Source organism: Streptomyces sp. NRRL F-2580 (genome assembly GCF_000720115.1).
Lineage (GTDB): Bacteria > Actinomycetota > Actinomycetes > Streptomycetales > Streptomycetaceae > Streptomyces.
In genome coordinates this window covers 377,514-396,191 of record NZ_JOIR01000011.1, presented here as the reverse complement: position 1 = coordinate 396,191, position 18,678 = coordinate 377,514, and the positions used below count along the sequence as shown (strand labels likewise).

19 protein-coding genes are annotated in these 18,678 nt (G+C 72.5%); 9 read left to right on the top strand and 10 right to left on the bottom strand.

Features of this window, described 5'->3' with window-relative positions; genetic code table 11:
* The first annotated feature begins 80 nt into the window (after positions 1-80).
* The 4 genes from IF88_RS0115250 (at position 81) to fabF (ending at position 3,672) form a co-directional block, all read left to right on the top strand.
* Positions 81-998: an ACP S-malonyltransferase gene (locus IF88_RS0115250; protein ID WP_030711312.1), complete on the top strand. Its 918-nt coding sequence runs from the start codon at positions 81-83 to the stop codon at positions 996-998.
* Positions 999-1,017: 19 nt separating this feature from the next.
* Complete coding sequence (locus IF88_RS0115245; RefSeq protein ID WP_030711310.1) at positions 1,018-2,022, top strand: ketoacyl-ACP synthase III; 1,005 nt, start codon at positions 1,018-1,020, stop codon at positions 2,020-2,022.
* A gap of 56 nt (positions 2,023-2,078) precedes the next feature.
* On the top strand, positions 2,079-2,327 hold the full coding sequence (locus IF88_RS0115240) for an acyl carrier protein (RefSeq protein WP_030711308.1): 249 nt from the start codon (positions 2,079-2,081) through the stop codon (positions 2,325-2,327).
* Positions 2,328-2,406: 79 nt separating this feature from the next.
* On the top strand, positions 2,407-3,672 hold the full coding sequence (fabF, locus tag IF88_RS0115235; protein ID WP_030711306.1) for a beta-ketoacyl-ACP synthase II: 1,266 nt from the start codon (positions 2,407-2,409) through the stop codon (positions 3,670-3,672).
* A 161-nt stretch (positions 3,673-3,833) separates the two neighbouring features.
* Here fabF and IF88_RS0115230 read toward each other — a convergent pair whose 3' ends face one another.
* Positions 3,834-4,328, bottom strand: coding sequence for a DUF3145 domain-containing protein (locus tag IF88_RS0115230; RefSeq protein ID WP_030711304.1), 495 nt, complete (start codon positions 4,326-4,328; stop codon positions 3,834-3,836).
* A gap of 249 nt (positions 4,329-4,577) precedes the next feature.
* Here IF88_RS0115230 and IF88_RS0115225 point away from each other — a divergent pair, with 249 nt between their 5' ends.
* Positions 4,578-5,471, top strand: coding sequence for an SGNH/GDSL hydrolase family protein (locus tag IF88_RS0115225; protein ID WP_030711302.1), 894 nt, complete (start codon positions 4,578-4,580; stop codon positions 5,469-5,471).
* A gap of 109 nt (positions 5,472-5,580) precedes the next feature.
* Here the strand turns inward: IF88_RS0115225 and IF88_RS0115220 are convergent, their stop codons facing one another.
* Complete coding sequence (locus tag IF88_RS0115220) at positions 5,581-8,040, bottom strand: beta-glucosidase family protein (RefSeq protein WP_030711300.1); 2,460 nt, start codon at positions 8,038-8,040, stop codon at positions 5,581-5,583.
* A 161-nt stretch (positions 8,041-8,201) separates the two neighbouring features.
* Here IF88_RS0115220 and IF88_RS0115215 point away from each other — a divergent pair, with 161 nt between their 5' ends.
* Positions 8,202-8,780, top strand: coding sequence for a TetR/AcrR family transcriptional regulator (locus IF88_RS0115215; protein ID WP_030711298.1), 579 nt, complete (start codon positions 8,202-8,204; stop codon positions 8,778-8,780).
* A gap of 277 nt (positions 8,781-9,057) precedes the next feature.
* Positions 9,058-9,774: a carbon-nitrogen hydrolase family protein gene (locus IF88_RS0115210; protein WP_030711296.1), complete on the top strand. Its 717-nt coding sequence runs from the start codon at positions 9,058-9,060 to the stop codon at positions 9,772-9,774.
* Between the two features lie 38 nt (positions 9,775-9,812).
* Here the strand turns inward: IF88_RS0115210 and IF88_RS0115205 are convergent, their stop codons facing one another.
* The 6 genes from IF88_RS0115205 to IF88_RS0115180 form a co-directional block, all read right to left on the bottom strand.
* Positions 9,813-11,399, bottom strand: coding sequence for a DUF2142 domain-containing protein (locus tag IF88_RS0115205; protein ID WP_030711294.1), 1,587 nt, complete (start codon positions 11,397-11,399; stop codon positions 9,813-9,815).
* A gap of 13 nt (positions 11,400-11,412) precedes the next feature.
* Positions 11,413-13,077: a hypothetical protein gene (locus IF88_RS0115200; protein ID WP_030711292.1), complete on the bottom strand. Its 1,665-nt coding sequence runs from the start codon at positions 13,075-13,077 to the stop codon at positions 11,413-11,415.
* Positions 13,078-13,279: 202 nt separating this feature from the next.
* On the bottom strand, positions 13,280-13,492 hold the full coding sequence (locus IF88_RS45405; protein WP_078892899.1) for a winged helix-turn-helix transcriptional regulator: 213 nt from the start codon (positions 13,490-13,492) through the stop codon (positions 13,280-13,282).
* Positions 13,493-13,551: 59 nt separating this feature from the next.
* Positions 13,552-14,388: an EI24 domain-containing protein gene (locus IF88_RS0115190; RefSeq protein WP_030711291.1), complete on the bottom strand. Its 837-nt coding sequence runs from the start codon at positions 14,386-14,388 to the stop codon at positions 13,552-13,554.
* 77 nt (positions 14,389-14,465) lie between these two features.
* On the bottom strand, positions 14,466-14,888 hold the full coding sequence (locus IF88_RS0115185) for an organic hydroperoxide resistance protein (protein WP_030711289.1): 423 nt from the start codon (positions 14,886-14,888) through the stop codon (positions 14,466-14,468).
* Between the two features lie 64 nt (positions 14,889-14,952).
* On the bottom strand, positions 14,953-15,975 hold the full coding sequence (locus IF88_RS0115180; RefSeq protein ID WP_030711287.1) for an NADP-dependent oxidoreductase: 1,023 nt from the start codon (positions 15,973-15,975) through the stop codon (positions 14,953-14,955).
* 94 nt (positions 15,976-16,069) lie between these two features.
* Between IF88_RS0115180 and IF88_RS0115175 the strand changes: the two genes are divergently transcribed.
* The gene (locus IF88_RS0115175) at positions 16,070-16,495 is read left to right on the top strand and encodes a MarR family winged helix-turn-helix transcriptional regulator (RefSeq protein WP_030711285.1); all 426 of its coding nucleotides are present in this window, start codon (positions 16,070-16,072) and stop codon (positions 16,493-16,495) included.
* Between the two features lie 23 nt (positions 16,496-16,518).
* On the opposite strand, the gene IF88_RS42055 is transcribed toward IF88_RS0115175, so the two are convergent.
* Positions 16,519-17,241 carry an SCO2400 family protein gene (locus tag IF88_RS42055; RefSeq protein ID WP_051836897.1) on the bottom strand — a complete coding sequence of 241 codons (723 nt, stop codon included), beginning with the start codon at positions 17,239-17,241 and terminating at the stop codon, positions 16,519-16,521.
* A gap of 78 nt (positions 17,242-17,319) precedes the next feature.
* Here IF88_RS42055 and IF88_RS0115165 point away from each other — a divergent pair, with 78 nt between their 5' ends.
* Positions 17,320-17,877 (top strand): hypothetical protein, encoded by a 558-nt coding sequence (locus IF88_RS0115165; protein WP_030711278.1) that lies wholly within the window; start codon positions 17,320-17,322, stop codon positions 17,875-17,877.
* A 13-nt stretch (positions 17,878-17,890) separates the two neighbouring features.
* Here IF88_RS0115165 and IF88_RS0115160 read toward each other — a convergent pair whose 3' ends face one another.
* Positions 17,891-18,601: an esterase/lipase family protein gene (locus tag IF88_RS0115160; RefSeq protein WP_030711276.1), complete on the bottom strand. Its 711-nt coding sequence runs from the start codon at positions 18,599-18,601 to the stop codon at positions 17,891-17,893.
* Between the last annotated feature and the right edge of the window lie 77 nt (positions 18,602-18,678).

Here is an 18,678-nt window from a genome sequence, read left to right as displayed (position 1 = left end):
GGACATCAACAATTACCCCGACGGTTCTTCGTCCCTGTCCCCACGGGCGGCGGGGACCATCCACAAGAGAGAGTGTGAGGGTGCTCGTACTCGTCGCTCCCGGCCAAGGCGCTCAGACGCCCGGCTTCCTGACCCCCTGGCTCGACCTCCCCGGTGCCGCTGACCGCGTCGCCGCCTGGTCGGACGCCATCGGGCTGGACCTTGCCCACTACGGCACGAACGCAGACGCCGAAGAGATCCGCGACACGGCCGTGGCCCAGCCCCTGCTGGTCGCCGCGGGCCTGCTGTCCGCCTCGGCGCTGCCCGCTTCCCTGACCTTCGGTGCCGTCGCGGGCCACAGCGTCGGTGAGATCACCGCCGCCGCCTACGCCGGCGTCCTGTCCGAGGCCGACGCGCTGTCGTTCGTCCGGACCCGCGGTCTCGGCATGGCCGAGGCCGCCGCCGTCACCGAGACCGGCATGGCCGCGGTGCTCGGGGGCGACCAGGCCGTTGTCGTCGCCCACCTGGAGAAGCTGGGGCTGACCCCGGCCAACATCAACGGCGCGGGCCAGATCGTGGCCGCCGGCACGATGGAGCAGATCGAAGCCCTGCAGGCCGATAAGCCCGAAGGCTCCATGAAGGTCGTCGCCCTCAAGGTCGCGGGCGCCTTCCACACGCACCACATGGCCCCCGCGGTGGCCACGCTGGCGAAGGCCGCCGAGGCCCTCTCCCCGGCGGACCCGGTGCTGAAGTACGTCTCGAACAAGGACGGCCTTGTCATCACCACGGGCGCCGACGTCGTCGCCCGCCTGGTCGGCCAGGTCGCGAACCCGGTCCGCTGGGACCTGTGCATGGAGACGTTCGCCGAACTGGGCGTCACGGGGATCATCGAGCTCTGCCCCGGTGGCACCCTGACGGGTCTGGCCAAGCGCGCGCTGAAGGGCGTACCGAGCGTGGCGCTGAAGACCCCGGACGATCTCGACAAGGCCGCGGCGCTCGTCGCCGAACTGACGGCCTGAGAGAAGGAGCCCACACAGCATGTCCAAGATCAAGCCGGCCAAGGGCTCCCCGTACGCCCGCATCCTCGGTGTCGGCGGCTACCGCCCGATCCGCGTGGTGCCCAACGAGGTCATCCTCGAGACCATCGACTCGTCCGACGAGTGGATCCGCTCCCGCTCGGGCATCGCGACCCGCCACTGGGCCTCGCCCGAGGAGACGGTCGCCGCGATGTCGGTGGAGGCCTCGGGGAAGGCGCTGGCCGACGCCGGTGTCGCCCCCGAGCAGATCGGTGCCGTGATCGTCTCGACGGTCTCGCACTTCAAGCAGACTCCGGCCGTGGCGACCGAGATCGCGCACCGGATCGGCGCGGTCAAGCCCGCCGCCTTCGACATCTCCGCGGGCTGTGCCGGTTTCGGCTACGGTCTGACCCTGGCCAAGGGCATGGTGGTCGAGGGGTCCGCGGAGTACGTCCTCGTCATCGGCGTGGAGCGGCTCTCGGACCTGACGGACCTTGAGGACCGCGCGACGGCCTTCCTGTTCGGCGACGGCGCCGGCGCCGTGGTCGTCGGCCCCTCGGCCGAGCCGGCCATCGGCCCCACGGTGTGGGGTTCGGAGGGCGACAAGTCCGACACGATCAAGCAGACCGTGCCGTGGGACGAGTTCCGCACCAAGGACACCGCCGAGAAGTTCCCGGCCATCACGCAGGAGGGTCAGGCGGTCTTCCGCTGGGCCGTCTTCGAGATGGCCAAGGTGGCCCAGCAGGCGCTCGACGCCGCCGGGATCACCGCGGACGACCTGGACGTCTTCATTCCGCACCAGGCGAACATGCGGATCATCGACTCGATGGTGAAGACTCTGAAGCTGCCGGAGCACGTCACGGTCGCCCGTGACGTGGAGACCACCGGCAACACCTCGGCCGCCTCGATCCCGCTCGCTATGGAGCGGCTCCTGGCGACCGGAGCGGCGAAGAGCGGCGACACCGCGCTCGTCATCGGCTTCGGGGCGGGACTCGTCTACGCCGCGACGGTCGTTACCCTCCCCTAGGGCCGGGATCCACATCCCGGTCCGTTCTACCCAGTTACCCAGAGAAGGAGCGCCACATGGCCGCCACGCAGGAAGAGATCGTCGCGGGTCTCGCGGAGATCGTCAACGAGATCGCGGGCATCCCGGTCGAGGACGTCGAGGTCGACAAGTCCTTCACCGACGACCTGGACGTCGACTCGCTGTCCATGGTCGAGGTCGTCGTCGCCGCCGAAGAGCGCTTCGACGTCAAGATCCCGGACGAGGACGTCAAGAACCTCAAGACGGTCGGCGACGCCGCGGAGTACATCGCGAAGCACCAGGCCTGAGCCTGACGAGCGTTTGTCGCCACCTGGCGGTGGCGCCGTGACAATTCAGCACCCCCTGAGACGTGGAGAAAGAATTCCTGTGAGCCCGACCAATCGCACCGTGGTCGTCACCGGTATCGGCGCAACCACTCCGCTGGGTGGCGACAGCGCTTCGACCTGGGAAGGTCTGCTTGCCGGCCGTTCCGGCGTGACGCCCCTGGAGGGCGAGCGCTTCGCCGAACTCCCGGTACGCATCGCCGCCCGTGCCGCCGTGGACCCGAGCGAGGTCCTGCCCCGGCCGCTGGCCCGCAAGCTCGACCGCTCGGCGCAGTTCGCCGTCATCGCGGCGCGCGAGGCGTGGGCCGACGCCGGCTACACCGCCCCGGCCGGCGAGGACGCGCAGATCGCGCCCGAGCGCCTGGGCACGGTGATCGCCTCCGGTATCGGCGGTGTCACCACGCTGCTCGACCAGTACGACGTACTGAAGGAAAAGGGTGTGCGCCGGGTCTCCCCGCACACCGTCCCCATGCTCATGCCGAACGGCCCGTCGGCCAACGTCGGCCTGGAGGTCAACGCCCAGGCGGGCGTGCACACTCCGGTCAGCGCCTGCGCCTCCGGGGCCGAGGCCATCGGCTACGCCGTCGAGATGATCCGTACCGGCCGTGCCGACGTGGTCCTCGCGGGCGGCACCGAGGCGGCGATCCACCCGCTGCCCATCGCCGCGTTCGCCAACATGATGGCGATGTCCAAGAACAACGAGAACCCCGAGCAGGCCTCCCGTCCGTACGACAAGGCCCGTGACGGCTTCGTACTGGGCGAGGGCGCCGGCGTCGTCATCCTGGAGTCCGCCGAGCACGCCGCCGCGCGCGGCGCCCGGGTCTACTGCGAGGTGCTGGGCCAGGGTCTGTCCGCGGACAGCCACCACATCGCGCAGCCGGAGCCGACCGGCCGCGGCGTCGCGGCCGCGGTGCAGAACCTGCTCGACAACACGGGTCTCGACCCGGCCGAGCTGGTCCACCTGAACGCGCACGCCACGTCGACCCCGCAGGGTGACACGGCCGAGCTGAAGGCCCTGCGCAAGGTGCTGGGCGACGACCTCGACCACATCGCGATCTCCGCGACCAAGTCGATGACCGGTCACCTGCTGGGCGGCGCGGGCGGTATCGAGACCGTCGCGACCGTGCTGGCGCTCTACAACCGGCTGGCGCCGCCGACGATCAACGTCGACGACCTCGACGAGGACATCGACGCGGACATCGTGCGCGGCGAGCCCCGCAAGCTGCCGGCCGACGGCCCGATCTCCGCGATCAACAACTCCTTCGGCTTCGGCGGCCACAACGTGACGCTCGCGTTCCGCACTGTCTGATCCCCGCTCCGCGCGGAAGGCCCACCCGGCGATCCGGGTGGGCCTTCGGCGTATCGGTTGCGGTGTCCGAACCCACGAACACCGCAACCATCAATTGAGGAACCCCGACGGCGAGCAACCAGCTCCGCGAGAGCGGCGCCGGCTCAGGCGCAAAAAGGGGCTCAGACCACCTGGTGGAGCCAGCGGACGGGTGCGCCCTCGCCCGCGTAGCGGAAGGGCTCCAGTTCGTCGTCCCAGGGCTTGCCGAGCAGTTTGGAGATCTCCGCCTCCAGGTCGGTCTCGCCGCGCGCGGAGCGGGCGAGGGCGGCGCGCAGCCGGTCCTCCGGGATCAGGATGTCGCCGTGGATGCCGGTGACGGCGTGGAAGATGCCGAGTTCCGGGGTGGAGCTGTAGCGCTCGCCCTCGGCGTTCGGACAGGGCTCCGCGGTCACCTCGAAGCGCAGCAGGTGCCAGCCGCGCAGCGCGGAGGCGAGTTTCGAGGCGGTGCCCGCTTCGGCCTGCCAGGAGAACTCGGCTCTCCAGGTGCCCGGGGAGGCGGGCTGCCTGATCCAGTCGAGGTTCACCCGCACCCCGAGCACGCCCGCAACAGCCCATTCCACATGCGGGCAGAGCGCGCGCGGTGCGGAATGCACGTACAGAACTCCACGTGTCGTCACCGGGACCTCCAGTGGTGGACGAGGTCGGGAATAAACTCCAGAAAACGGACAGTATGTGACGTGATGTAATGTAACGGAAATTATTTGACATTGCGCAACGGGACCTGCGGCCGAAACGCCACGGGAAAAAGCTACCGTGCGCCAGGGGTCATGGTGTGACGTACGGTCGCTCCGAGGCCCGTAAACACAGAGCTTTCACTCAGCAGGACCCCCCGAACGATGAGGGGGTGACAAGGAGGAGCCCTTCCCATGCGCCCCACCGCTCCGCGCCCCCGCGCGCGCCGGGTCCTCGCGGCAGCGGGCGCGGCGGCCGTGCTGCTGGCCGGCGCGACGACGGGGTGCAGCTCGGGCGGGTCGGGCGACGGGGGCGAGCGGGCGCGGGCCGCTCCGCGCTGGAACACGGCGCCCGCCTCGGTCGCGGCCGTGGGCGACTCCATCACACGTGGTTTCGACGCCTGTTCCGTGCTGGCCGACTGCCCGGAGGTCTCCTGGGCCACCGGGAACGACCCGGCGGTCCGCTCCCTCGCCGCCCGGCTGCTCGGGGACGCCCAGGTGCCCACCCGCAGCTGGAACTACGCGGTGACCGGCGCCCGGATGGCGGACCTGCCGGGGCAGCTGGCGGGGGCCGCCGCGCACAAGCCCGACCTGGTCACGGTCATGGTGGGCTCGAACGACGCCTGCCGGCCCACGGCTTCGTCGATGACGCCGGTGGCGGAGTTCCGGGACGGATTCGAGAAGGCCCTCGCCGGGCTCCGGGCCGCGTCCCCCACCTCCCAGGTGTACGTCTCCAGCGTGCCGGACCTCCAACGGCTGTGGGAGCAGGGCAAGGACCTCCCGATGGTGCGGCAGGTCTGGAAGCTGGGGATCTGTCAGTCGATGCTCGCCGATCCGCTGTCGGCGGCGACGGGGGCGACCGCCCGGCGTGAGCAGGTCCGGGCGCGGGTGGTCGAGTACAACGAGGTGCTGCGCGAGGTCTGCGCGAAGGACGAGCTGTGCCGCTACGACGGCGGGGCCGTGTTCCAGTACCCCTTCGCGGCGGACCAGTTGAGCCGCTGGGACTGGTTCCACCCGGGCAAGGACGGGCAGGCACGGCTGGCGGAACTGGCGCACCGCCAGGTGACGGCCGCCGAACCGCCGCGTTGACGCCGGTGTGCACGGAGGGTCCGGGGGCGAGCGTCAGGTCTCGCCCCCGGACCGGCTTTCAGGGGTGTTTCAGGGGTGATTTCCGGCCATTTCCGATGGTTACGGTGTGTTACGCGATGTCGAGCGTGGCCGTCAGCCGCGTGTCACCGTGCGAGTGGCTCGCGCGGACCTCGTAGGCGCCGCCGATCCGCTGCCAGCCGGAGGCCTCCTGGTCCCAGATCTCGAAGGCCCGGGCGGGCAGGGCGATCACGGCCTCGACGGTCTCGCCGGGGCCCGCCGAGACGCCGGCGAAGGCCGCCAGCCAGCTCGCCGGGCGCTCCACGGTGTCCTCGCCGACGGGGGCGAGGTAGACCTGGACGACCTCGCGGCCGGGCCGGCCACCGGTGTTGGTGAGGCGGACCCGGACCGTGTCGGCGGTGGCCTCCAGGGACTCGTACGCCCAGTCGGTGTAGCCGAGGCCGTGCCCGAAGGGGAAGGCGGGGGCCACGCCGTGCTTCTCGTAGGCCCGGTAGCCGATGAAGAGCCCCTCGCCGTACTCCAGGCGCCCCTCGGTGGGGACGACCTCGGTGACGGGCGCGTCCGCGAACCGCGCGGGCCACGTGGTGGGCAGCCGCCCGCCGGGCTCCGCGTCGCCGAGGAGCACGTCGGCCAGAGCGGCCCCGCCCTCCTGCCCGGGGAACCAGGCCAGCAGCACGGCGGCGACCTCCTCGCGCCACGGGAGCTCCACCGGGGAGCCGGCGTTGACGACGACCACGGTGTTCGGGTTGACGGCGGCGACGGCGCGCACCAGGTCGTCCTGACGGCCGGGAAGGGCGAGGTCCCGCCGGTCGAAGCCCTCCGACTCCACGCGCTCGGTGGTGGCGACGACCACGACGGCGGTGTCGGCGGCGCGGGCCGCGGCCACGGCCTCGGCGATCAGCTCATCGGCGTCGCGCCGCGGGCCGAGGTGGAGCAGCGAGAACATGATCGCCTTGAGCGGCAGCGCGGTCACGTCGGGGACCTGGTAGGTCAGCGACACCTCGACGGGCTCGCCCGCGGTGACGGTGACACGGGCGCGCTCGCTGGGGGCGCCGAAGAAGGCCTCGAAGGGGTCGGCCTCGTTGCCCATCTCCTGGACGCCCTCCCAGAGGGTGCGCCCGTCGACCGCGAGGCTGAAGGCGCCCAGTCCCCGGGTGCCGAAGGCGTGCTCGCCGCTCTCGCGCGGGAGGAACGTACCGCGGACCTCGATGCTCGCCATGGTCTCGTACGTGGCGCCGGCGGGCAGGTCGTCGCCGATCCACTGGACCTGGCCGGTCGGCAGGGTGCCCTCGCCGATGACGGCGCCGCAGGCGTCGCGGCAGACGGCGCGGAGCTCGAAGCCCTTGTCGGCGGGGACCAGTTCGTCGGAGGGGTCGGCGCCGACGGTGAAGGTCAGGGCCCCCTCCGGGAGGGCGGCGGTGAGGCCGTCGAGCGGGGAGACGATCCGCTCGGGGAAGACGGTGGCGCTGCCGCCGCCGAGGACGCGGGCGTCGCGGGCGGCGGCGCCGGAGAGGGCGACGGTGCGGCCGGCGGAGGCGTCGAGGGGCAGGGCCGCCCTGCCATCGGGCGCGGCCTCGTTGCGCACGAGGACGAAGCCGCGGGCGGCGACCTCGCGGGCCAGCGCCTGGCCGTCGACGGGGGCCGGGGCGGTCTCGACGACGGCGGGCGCGCCCTCCAGGGCGCCGACGCGGGCGGCGAGGCGCAGGACGTTGCGCACGGCGTCGTCCACGGCGGCCTCGGGGACCTCCCCGGCGCGGACGGCCTCGGTGAGGGCGGGCCCGTAGACGGTGGTGGGGCCGGGCATGGCCACGTCCATGCCGCCCTCGATGCCGCCGGTGGTGGAGCGGGCGGCCATCCAGTCGGAGACGTTGCAGCCGTCGAAGCCCCACTCGCCGCGCAGGACCTCGTTCACGAGGTACCGGTGCTCGGTCATCGTCGTGCCGTTGACCTGGTTGTAGGCGGTCATGATGCCCCACGGGCGGGCGCCCTCGACGATGGCCTCGAAGGGCGCCAGGTACAGCTCGCGCAGCGGGCGCGGGGCGATGACGGAGTCGACGGTGAACCGCTCGGTCTCGGCGTCGTTGCCGACGAAGTGCTTGACGGTGGTGCCGACCCCGCCGTCCTGGACGCCGTTCACGTAGCCGCTGCCGATGACGCCGGTGAGGTACGGGTCCTCGGAGTAGCACTCGAAGTGCCGGCCGCCGAGCGGGGAGCGGTGCAGGTTGACGGTGGGCGCGAGCAGGACGTGGACGCCCTTGCGGCGGGCCTCCTGGGCGAGGAGCCGACCGGCGCGGCGGGCGAGCTCGGGGTCCCAGGCGGCGGCGAGCGCGGTCGGGGAGGGCAGGGCGATGGACGGGTCGTCGGCGGTCCAGCGCACGCCGCGGACCCCGATGGGGCCGTCGGACATGACCAGGGACTGCAGCCCGATCTCGGGGATCGCGGGCAGCGACCACATGTCCTGCCCGGCCAGCAGCCGGGCCTTAGTGTCGAGATCGAGCTTCCCGAGCGCCACCTCGACGACGCTGGTGCGGACCTGCTCGGCATCGGTCACGGCCGTGCCTCCTCAGTGAGTGCGGTGCGGTGCGGTGCGGTGCGGTGCCCCCATCGTGGACCTGTTGCCTGTTGAACGGTAGGGTTCGTAACCTGTTCGTAATCTCGTGGATGCCGTACGGTCCTGCTGGCAGGAATCGGACGGGAAGGGGTGCCGGGGCGATGGTCAGGGCGAGGAGCGAGGAGCGCCGCGGGGAGATCGTCCGCGCGGCCGTCGAGGTGATCGCGGAGCGCGGCTACCGGGGGGCGTCCCTGGGCGCGGTCGCCGAACGCGTGGGCCTGACCCAGCAGGGGCTGCTGCACTACTTCCCGACCAAGGAGGCGCTGCTGGTCGCGGTGCTGGAGGAGCGCGACCGCTGGGACACCGGCGGCGGCTCGCGCGCCTCGGCCGACACCTGGCGCCTGGACCTGCTGGCCTCGCTGGTGGAGTACAACGCGATGCGCCCGGGCATCGTGCAGACCTTCTCGGCGCTGCTGGGCGAGAGCGTCACCGACGGGCACCCCGCGCGGGAGTTCTTCACCGAGCGCTACGCCCAGGTCCGCGCGGAGATGGCGGCGGTGCTCCGCGCCGAGTTCGGCGACCGCCTGCCCTCGGGCCTCACCCCGGAACAGGCCGCCCCCCTGCTGACGGCCGTCATGGACGGCCTTCAGTACCAGTGGCTGCTCGCCCCCGAGTCGGTGGACATGCCCGCCGCCTTCCGCTCCTTCCTGATCCTGCTGCGGGGCCCCGCCGACGCCTAGGGGCGCCGAGCAGCGGGTCGTGCGCCGGGCACGAGGGCCGGCGGCGCGCCACCCGGTAGTACGCCCTGTCGCGGAGCCGGCCCGTCCAGGGCCGCGCGGTGGGCGGCCGCCTGACGAGGAGGTGGCGGCTCCTGCCCGCCCGCAGGTGCCTGCGGTACCAGGCCAGCGGGTCAACCGCCCCGAGGGAGCCCCGTATCTGATCCTCCACCAGGCAGAACGGGCAGGGTCGACCCCCCCGGATGCCCCGGACTCCACCCGGTCCGGCATCCTCGGACACGTGAAGATCGCCGCAGCCCAGATGACCTGCGTCCCCGCCGACGTCCACGCCAACGCCGCGCGGGCCGCCGCGCTCGCCGCCGCGGCCCGCGCACAGGGCGCCGAGCTGGTGGTGTTCCCCGAGTTCACGCTCACCGGATACGAACCGGACGCGCTGGCGGCCGATCCCGGCCTGTGGACCGCCGCCGACGACCCGCGCCTGGACCCGCTGCGCTCCGCCGGGATCGCCACCGCCGTCAACGTCGCGCTGCCCACCGCCGGGCCGCGCCCCGCCATCGCGACGCTGGTCCACGACGCGGACGGCGCGCACGTGACGACGTACGCGAAGCAGCACCTCTTCCGGCACGAGCGGGACCTCTTCGCGCCCGGCACGGCCGACGGGCGCTTCGAACTCGGCGGGATCCGCTTCTCCCTGGGCGTCTGCTACGACAACCACTTCCCCGAACTGCCCGGCCGGGGCGCCGCCGACGGCTGCCGGGTGCACCTGGCGAGCTCCCTGTACGGGACGGGCGACGGCATCGGCGAGCGCGCCACCGTATACCCGGGCATCGCGAGGGACCACGGCCTGTACGTCGTCCTCGCCAACCACGTCGGCCCGGCAGGCCCGTGGACCGGCTGCGGCCGGGCGGCCGTGTGGGCCCCGGGCGGCGCCCTGCTCGCCGAGGCGGACGACCGTACGCCGTCGGTGGTGACCGCCGAGATCGGCCCGGCCGTCTGACGGGGTGCGTCGGGCGGGGCGCGTCGGGCGGGGGTGTGTCAGGCGGGCTCGGGCACGCGCGCGGGGCGGTCCGACCGCGGGGTGTCGAGGTCCGGGCGCCGCGGCGCGGCGGCCTTGCGGTCCGAGACCAGGGCGGGCACCACGATGGCGAGGGCCGCCACCGCGTACACGCCGGTCCAGAAGACCCAGCCGCCGGGCGGGGCCCAGTGCGCCGAGGTCGGCACCCACGGGGCCTTGTTGCCGACGGCGAACCGGCGCAGCGTCCAGTAGAAGGCCGCGACGTCGGCCAGCGCGAAGCCGCCGGCGGAGAGACCGACGAGCCGTCGCAGGGGGAACCCGCCCTCGGGGACCCGGGTGGCGCAGATCAGTACGGCCATGAGTGGCAGGCCGACGGCGAAGGGCAGCAGGTAGCGGCCCTGCCACACCATGCCGATCCGCTCGGCCTCCGAGGCCTGCGCGGCCACCGGCACCATCACGACGGCCACCAGCATGCCGAGCACCGCCACCAGGTCGCGCTTGTGGCCGTAGACCAGCGCCAGCACGACGAGCGTCGCGAGCACCCCCATCCACACCAGGTACAGCAGGGCCGGGCCCGGGGTGTCCAGCCAGCCGAAGAAGCCGACCATCTGCTTGATGTACCAGTCGGTGTTGCCGAGGGTGCGCTTGGCGGCCACGCCCGCGGTGAGCGAGTCGGGGATGTCTATCCTCGAACGGTCCGGGTGCCTCGCCGCCCAGAGCAGCGCGCCGGCCGTCGCCAGGCCCAGCAGGGCCGTCCAGAGCCACAGGGCCTTGCGGCGCAGCACCGGTCCCAGCACTCCGCGCCGCTGCGTCAGCAGCAGGCAGAAGACCACCGCGCCGCCGAACCAGATCAGTCCGAGCGGCCGGATGTTGATCAGTACCAGGCCGCCGACGCCCAGTCGGGCCAGCCGGCGGTTGAGCAGGACCGGGTCGGGTGACAGGACGATCGACAGCAGGGCCGTCCACACCAGGATCCCGGCGGCGATCTCGCCGCCGCTGGGGTTGACCATGCCGGACATGTAGAGCGTCATCGGCGTGGCCGCGGCGAGCACGCCGAGCACCGCGAGCGAGCGCCGCCGCCACTCGGCGGCCGTGACCACCGCGCTCGCCAGCAGGGCCGAGCAGAGCAGCGCCGACACGAAGCGCATGAGGTACAGCCCCTTGGGGCCGTCGACCAGCAGGCTCGGCCAGCCGGTCGCCAGGTAGTAGGCCGGGTGGTAGCGGCCGGCCGCCGTGGGGACCTGGACGATCTTCTCGGAGTCGCCGAGCGAGGGCGCGCAGGACGCGGGCTGGGACTGGCGCCAGGCGTAGCACTCGTGCACCGTGGCCAGGTTCCCGTACCACTCCGGGAGCCGCATCCCGGCCTCGGCGAACTGTCCGTCGATCCCCGCCACCCGGTGCGGGACCATCACCAGGGGTCCGCTGATCTGGCCCCGGGCGGCGGCCGCGGCGCGGACGAAGTGGGCGTGTTCGTCGGGAGAGCCGCCGATGGGGCTGGCGGCGGACCAGGAGCCCGCGAGCGCGAAGAACAGCGCGAACGAGATCAGCCAGAGCCGCCTGGGTGTGCCGGCGGACCAGTCGGCCAGCCGCGTCAGTGCGGAGATCATCGGTTCCCCCGGGTCATCGGATGAAGCTCAGCCAGCTCTGGTCGCCGTCTTTGGAACAGGTACCGCCGGGCGCGTACTCCGGGCAGCTGCCGTCCTGCTGCGTGATGGTGTGCGAGACCCACGGCAGGATCCGGTAGGTGTTCTCCTTGGCCGGCATGTAGCGGTCGGCCATCGAGGAGGAGACGGTGCCGAGGAGCAGCAGCAGGGCGCACAGGGTTCCGATCACCGCGCCTTCGCGGCCGGGGAATCCGCTGCCCGCCGTGCCGCTCGCGGACTCGGCCCGGCGCGCGCCCATCCGCTGCGAGACCAGGTGGACGACCAGCGCGCACAGCAGCAGCCCGCAGTAGAGGAGCTGGTTGTTGGTGCGGGTGTAGAGCTGGACGGTCTGCGTCTCGTACATGTGCGAGGCGATGTACATGCGCATCACCCACGCGCTGATGAACATCGCGGCGACGGTGACCACCATCGGCCTGCGGAGGCCCAGCCAGATCGCGGCGCCGAGGCAGACGAAGGTGACGAGGGCGAACAGGCCGACCCCGCCGTACTCCCCGGGCGGCGGCCACTCGCCGACCTTGCCGGGCATGTCCGTGCGCCACATGAGGTAGTACGCCGGGTCGGTGAAGTTGTCGAACCGGAAGTTGTAGTCCTTCGTGGTCTGCCCTTCGGTCAGCATGACCACGAGGTAGCGCCCGGCGACCACGAGGAAGGCCCCCAGGGACGCGCCGAGGAAGGCCGCGCCCTTGAGCCGGCCGAGCCGGCCGGTCCGCCACGGGAAGTACAGCAGCGCGGCGAACAGCACCCCCGCCGCGCTCCACAGGAACCAGCCCGAGTAGGTGAGGAACAGCACGCCGAGCAGCGCGCCGAATCCGGCGCCCTTGAGCAGGAGCGGCCGCCAGCCCTGGGTGCCGGTGCGGCTGAGCGACACCACCATCGCCACCAGGACCGGGACGAGCACGACGAGCACGGTCTGGCTGTACGGCTTGTACGCGTCGATCAGCGCGAAGGCCGGGGCCACGCCGAAGGCGAGGGCACGGACCGGGCCGAGCAGCATGCGCCAGCAGAGGTAGACCAGCGGTCCGAAGGCGGCGGCGCCGAGGATCTGCAGGTCCTTGAACGCGTAGGCGGTGTTGCCGCCGCGGAACCACTCGGCGTAGTAGCCGAGGGTGTAGAGGGGGGCCGGCGGGTAGACCGGCGAGCCCGAGGGGCGGCCGTTGGCCACCGCGTGGGCCCACTCGACGATGCGGCCGCTGTCGCCGTTGAGGCCGAACATCGGCCAGGGCGTCCCGTGGAGGGCGACGACCGCGCCGGCGGCGACGAAGCCGCTGGCCAGGCCGGCGAGGGCGGCGGCGGCGATCCGGGCGGCCAGGTCGAAGTGCCGGCCTCCCCGCAGCCGCATGGCCAGCGCCACCGCGCCGATGAAGAGCAGACCGACCAGCGCGAACCGCAGCTGGATCGCGGCGAGGCCGCTGACCTGCGCGATCCGGTCCAGCGGGTCGAGCTTGAAGCGGACGGCCAGCAGCGGGAGCACGAGCGCCGCGCCGAACGCGACGACGGCTTCGAGGAGCAGGAGCGTGCCGCGCGAACCGAGACCGCGACGGACGGCGGGTATCGGGCGGGCGGGCGCGTCCGGTCCGCCCGGGGGCAGCACGGCGACCGTGCCCTCGGTACTGACTGTCACTGCTGTGTCCCTACTGCTGGTCGGTCCTCGGCCCGGCGGCCGGTCGTGGCTCGGCAAGCCGCTGCCCGGCTCCGGGGTTCTCCCGGAGCCCCGGCCAGGGCGGACTCAAAGGCAGTGAGAGACGGCCTCGGCACTTGCTGCCGCCATGCATACTACGGGCCCACCGGGGGGTGCCGGAGGCCGTCGGCCGATCACGAGTGGGCTACGCGGAGTCCGGAAGCAGATGTTTTGCACCCCTCTCCCCCAGGGACTCCGGGGCGTCGTTCAGTCCCTGTCCCAGCGGGGTCAGGGAGTACTCGACGCGCGCCGGGACCTCCTCGTGGACCTCGCGGTGGACGATGCCGTCCTTGCTCCGGCTCGCGCAGCTGCGCGGCGAGCACCTGTGCGCCGGCCGGCCGCGGACCCGGCCGCCCACGCCGGGGACACGGGCGGGGCCCTCCTGCCGCTGAAGCGGTAGCCGGGCGGGCGGCGCGGTTACGAGTAGGCGGGCGGCGGCGGACCGAAGCCGGCCGGGGCGGAGGGGTCCCGCGGTGCGGCCGGGCCACCCGGCGCCGCCTCGGTGGACGGGGACTCGTCGACGGACATGAGGTCGCGCGCCATCAGCGTGGCCCCGGCCACCGCGCCCGGCATCAGGAACACCGCGACCAGCGGGACCACGAACGCCAGCACGAGCGGCACCCCGAAGCCGAGCACCAGCATGCGCCGCGAGCGCAGCAGTGCCAGCCGGTCGGCCAGGTCCACCTTGCGCCGCTGCAGGGCCACGGCGGTGAGCTCCTGGGTCAGGAAGTACCCGGAGACGCAGAACCCGAGCGCGGGGACCACGGTCTGCCCGATCACCGGGACGAAGCCGAGGACGAAGAGCAGGATCCCGTACAGCAGTACCCGTCCGAGCACCTTCACGCTGTCGCGGGCCGAGATCCACAGCTCCCGCCAGAGCGGGAGCCCGGACCGCGGGACCTCGCCGCCCTCGCTGCGGTCGACCTGCTCCGAGAGGGACTCGTAGAAGGGCTGGCCGATCAGCAGGGTCACGGCGGTGAAGGTGATCACCGCGAGGAAGAGCCCGAGGCCGAAGACCAGCGCGGTCAGGAAGCCGCGCAGGAGCCCGGTCCACGGCGCGGACCAGTCGTCGGCGAAGGGGGTGGCCCAGGCGGTCAGGTCGTCGGCCCCGTAGCCGAGGCCGATCAGCGCGCCGGCGTAGAGGACCAGCGAGACGAGCCCGGGCAGCAGCCCGAAGCCCAGCCACCGGCCGTGCCGGAACACCCATCGCTGACCGGCCAGCAGATACCGGAAACCCCCCGCAAGATCACGCATGGGGCCAGTTTAGGCGGCCGTACACGGCGAAGGCCGCCCCCCGGACCGGGGGGCGGCCTTCGCTGAGCGGTGCCGGATCAGACGGCGAGCTCGACGGTGATGTTGCCGCGGGTCGCCTTGGAGTACGGGCAGACCTCGTGGGCCTTCTCGATGAGGTCCTTGGCGGTGGCGGCGTCCACGTTCGGGATCACGGCGGAGATCTTGACGATCAGACCGAAGCCCTCGTCGTTCTTGCCGATGCCGACCTCGGCGGTGACCGTGGAGCCGGAGATGTCGGCGTTCACGTTCTTGGCGACGACACCCAGGGCGCCCTGGAAGCAGGCGCTGTAGCCGGCGGCGAACAGCTGCTCCGGGTTGGTGCCGGCGCCGCTGCCGCCGAGCTCCTTCGGCGGGTTCACGACGACGTCGAGCTGGCCGTCGTTGGTGGCGACGCGACCGTCACGGCCGTTCTCGGCGGTGGCTATGGCGGTGTACGCGACGTCGGACTGCTGGATGGACATGTAAGGAAATCCTCCTGGTAATCGCCGCGACTCGCGCCCACGGTCACGACGGTGTGCAGTGAGCCTAACCGGTGAAGGAAACGATCATCTTTCCGGTGTTCTCGCCGCGCAGCATGCCGAGGAAGGCGGACGCCGCGTTCTCGACGCCCTCGACGACCGTCTCGTCGTACCGGAGCTCACCGGAACGCAGCCATCCGGCGACGTCCTGGACGAACTGCTGCTGCAGTCCGGCGTGGTCGTTGACGAGGATGCCCTGCAGGCGCAGGCGCTTGCCGATGACCTGCATGAGGTTGCGCGGGCCGGGGGCGGCCTCGGTGTCGTTGTAGCCGGCGATCGCGCCGCACAGGGTGGCGCGGCCGTTCACCTTCATCGAGGAGATGGCGGCCTCCAGGTGGTCGCCGCCGACGTTGTCGAAGTAGACGTCGATGCCCTCGGGGGCCGCGGCCGGCAGCTGCTCGGCGACGGGGCCGTTCTTGTAGTTGAAGGCGGCGTCGAAGCCGTACTTCTCCGTGAGCAGCGTCACCTTGTCGTCCGAGCCGGCGGAGCCGATGACCCGGGAGGCGCCCTTGATCTTGGCGAACTGGCCCACGAGGCTGCCGACGGCACCGGCCGCGCCGGAGACGAAGACGGCGTCGCCCTCCTTGAAGGAGGCGACCTCGAAGAGGCCGGCGTAGGCGGTCAGGCCCGGCATGCCGAGGACGCCGAGGTAGGCGGAGAGCGGGGCGAGCGCGGCGTCCACCTTGGTGGCGAACTTCGCGTCGAGCTCGGCGTACTCGCGCCAGCCCAGGTGGTGCAGCACGTGGTCACCGACGGCGAAGCCCTCGGCGGCGGAGGCGACGACCTCGCCCACGGCGCCGCCCTGCATCGGCTCGTCCAGCTGGAACGGCGGGACGTAGGACTTCACGTCGTTCATCCGGCCGCGCATGTAGGGGTCCACGGACATGTGGAGGTTGCGCACGAGGATCCGGCCGGCGGCGGGCTCGGCGGACACGGGGGCCTCGCGCAGGGCGAAGTCCTCGGCTACGGGCCAGCCCTGCGGGCGACGGACGAGGTGCCACTCGCGGCTCACGGCGGGGATCTCAGACATGGGGCGCTCCTGGTAAGAACGAATTGGTTCACTAGGTGAAACAACCATGCGCCTGGATATTTCATGTTGTCAAGTAAATGGGTAAGCTGGATCCATGCCCAGTCGTCGCGTAGACCCAGTGACCGTCGAGGTCGTCGAACTCATCGGCGACGTCGTGGCCCGCTATCACATGGAGTACGAGCACGCGGCCGCCAGCCACCAGCTGACCGGTGCGCAGGCCCGGGTGCTCAACATGCTCTCCCTGGAGCCGACGCCGATGCGCCGCATCGCGCAGAAGCTGCGGTGCGAGCCCTCGAACGTGACCGGGATCGTCGACCGGCTGGAGACCCGCGGGCTGGTCGAGCGGCGTCCGGACCCGGCCGACCGCCGGGTCAAGCTGGCCGCCCCCACCGAGGAGGGGCTGCAGACCGCGGAGCGGCTGCGCGAGTCGCTGGACTTCGCCCGCGAACCGCTGGCCGGGCTGTCCCCGGCGGAGCGGGCGGTGCTGCGGGACCTGCTCAAGCGGATGCTCGGCGGGTAGGCAGGGGGCAGGGCGCCCCCTGGTCAGTCGCCCCAGCAGAGCATGCCGAGGAAGCCGCAGTCCTTGGACGGCGTGGGCGTGGGCGTGGGCTTCGGCGGGACCGGGGGCGGCGGCGTCTGCGCGGTGCCGGTGACGCTCTGGGAGGGCCTGCCCGACGTACTGGGCTGTACGGATCCCCCGGGGCCGGGGGTTCCGGACGCCGGCCCCGACGTCGCGGGGGCGGGGGCGGACGGGCTCGGCCCCGGCGGGGTGACGTCCCCGGAGGGCGCCCCGGACCCGGACTTCTTCGTGCTCGCGGGGGCGGCCTTCGTGGTGGCCTTCCCGGGCCCCGTGGGCGCCCCGGCCGTCGGCCCGTCCGGGAGCGGCGCGGGCTGCTGCGGGCCGTCGTCGGTCAGCACCACGGTGGCGGCCCGGTCGGTGCGCTCCCCGTCGGTGGCCATGCGGGCCACCGCCAGCGAGCCCCCGAGCGCGATCGCCAGGCCGAGCCCGATGGTCAGCACGGTCCGGCGGCGTCTGCGGTGCGTGGCCCGGCGGCGCGCGCCGGGCCTGCGCTCGTTCGGGGCGGACAGTACGACCAGCGAGTCCGCGAACACGTCGGCCAGGACCGGCGGCGGCTCCGGGGCCGGCGCCTCGGGGGCGGGCACGGCTACGGGCGCGGCGGGTACCAGGTACTCGGCGGGGGTTCCGCATCCGGCGCACGCCAGTGCGCCGTTGAGGTGCCTCCGGCATGCGTGGCAGTAGTTCATGGCGCCCGCAGGCTACGCGGTCACCGGCAACATCCGTATTCCGAGAACGTAAGGATCCTGTGTGGAATCGTTCCTTCCATGACTTCCTTCGGTCCCACCGCCTTCCAATTGGTGCTGTTGCGGCGGATGTCGGATTTCCAGCCGGAACTCGCCGACGAGGCCCGCCGCCGCCTCGGCGCCTCGCTCGCGGACCAGCGGGAGGCCAACAAGCACTGGCAGGCGATGGTCAGGTCGCCCCGCTCCCGCGGCGCCCTGGCCCGGTACCGCTCGGTGCTGGGCCCGTCGGAGTCCGCCGAGCACCGCACGATCGGCGACCTGGAGTGCGAGGCCCTGCTGTGGCCGCTGCCGCTCTGGCCCGACCTGCGCTTCGAGGTGCTGGCCGCGCCGGACGGGGCCGTGTGGAACGAGTGGCTGGTGCGCGCCCCGGGCGCGCGGGGGCCCGTACTGGAATCGCCGGACGACCTGCTGCCCTGGTCGGCCACGGTGGACGAGGTGGCACGGGCCTTCGCCCCGGTCCGGCCGATGGAGGGCACCGCTCCGACCCGCTGGCGCCTCGCCTTCGCCGCGCGGGGCAGGCCGTGCGTGGCGGAGTTCACGTACGGCCTGCTCCAGCGGGTCGCGGTGGACAGCCCCTGAGCCTGGACGGGGACTAGGAGGCGAGGAAGGCGCGGACGCCCGCCGAGGTGCCGTCGTCGCCGAGCAGGTCGTTGTGCTTGAGGCAGCCGACGGGCGTGTTGGCGGCCCCGGTGAGCGGGACACTGTCGTCCGGGTTGACCACTTCGTCGCAGTTGGACCAGAAGGTCGCGTACTTCACCGCGCCCGGGGTCTCGTCGCCGCCGTTCAGGTTCTTCACCACGTACGACCCGGGGGTCATGTCCCGGCAGCCCTGGTCCCACAGGGCGCAGGCCCACGCGGTGGAGGTGCCCCGGTTGGGGCCGGCCAGCGAGACCCAGTGGTCCACGGTGGCGGTGCCCCCGCCGAACTTCACGTACCAGCGGCTCACGAGTGAGCCGAAGGAGTGCGCGACGATGTCGACGCGGGCGGCCCCGGTGTCCCGGCGGACCTGGTCGACATACGCGCCGAGCCGCCCGGCGAGGACCTCGTTGACGGACTGGTGGGTGTCGTAGCCCCAGGAGAAGAGCTCGGAGTCGGCGTACCCGGCGGCGCGCAGGTCCCCGCGCAGGGCTCCCCAGACGCCCGGATCGGCGTTGTAGCCGTGCACGAAGATCACCGGATTGCGCGATGACGCCCGGTCAGGGGCGGGGGCCGGGACCCGGTCGGCGGCATGGGCCGGAAAGGGCGCCAGCAGCGCCAGGCAGAGGGTCAGGAGTGCCGGCAGTCTCTGTCGGGTCGTCAGCATCGAGTCCCCTTTACCTTGTTACGCGTGAGTAGCGCGTGCGGTGCGGGCATGGTGCTGCCTGTCGGTACAGAAATCCA

Excerpts from the sequence above, each read along its gene's own strand:
- IF88_RS0115190 (WP_030711291.1), bottom strand. The coding sequence starts at position 14,388 with ATGCGTGATCTTGCGGGGGGTTTCCGGTATCTGCTGGCCGGTCAGCGA.
- IF88_RS0115240 (WP_030711308.1), top strand. The coding sequence starts at position 2,079 with ATGGCCGCCACGCAGGAAGAGATCGTCGCGGGTCTCGCGGAGATCGTC.
- IF88_RS0115185 (WP_030711289.1), bottom strand. The coding sequence starts at position 14,888 with ATGTCCATCCAGCAGTCCGACGTCGCGTACACCGCCATAGCCACCGCC.
- IF88_RS0115175 (WP_030711285.1), top strand. The coding sequence starts at position 16,070 with ATGCCCAGTCGTCGCGTAGACCCAGTGACCGTCGAGGTCGTCGAACTC.
- IF88_RS0115165 (WP_030711278.1), top strand. The coding sequence starts at position 17,320 with ATGACTTCCTTCGGTCCCACCGCCTTCCAATTGGTGCTGTTGCGGCGG.
- IF88_RS0115215 (WP_030711298.1), top strand. The coding sequence starts at position 8,202 with ATGGTCAGGGCGAGGAGCGAGGAGCGCCGCGGGGAGATCGTCCGCGCG.
- IF88_RS0115225 (WP_030711302.1), top strand. The coding sequence starts at position 4,578 with ATGCGCCCCACCGCTCCGCGCCCCCGCGCGCGCCGGGTCCTCGCGGCA.
- IF88_RS0115160 (WP_030711276.1), bottom strand. The coding sequence starts at position 18,601 with ATGCTGACGACCCGACAGAGACTGCCGGCACTCCTGACCCTCTGCCTG.
- IF88_RS0115245 (WP_030711310.1), top strand. The coding sequence starts at position 1,018 with ATGTCCAAGATCAAGCCGGCCAAGGGCTCCCCGTACGCCCGCATCCTC.
- IF88_RS0115180 (WP_030711287.1), bottom strand. The coding sequence starts at position 15,975 with ATGTCTGAGATCCCCGCCGTGAGCCGCGAGTGGCACCTCGTCCGTCGC.
- IF88_RS0115205 (WP_030711294.1), bottom strand. The coding sequence starts at position 11,399 with ATGATCTCCGCACTGACGCGGCTGGCCGACTGGTCCGCCGGCACACCC.
- IF88_RS42055 (WP_051836897.1), bottom strand. The coding sequence starts at position 17,241 with ATGAACTACTGCCACGCATGCCGGAGGCACCTCAACGGCGCACTGGCG.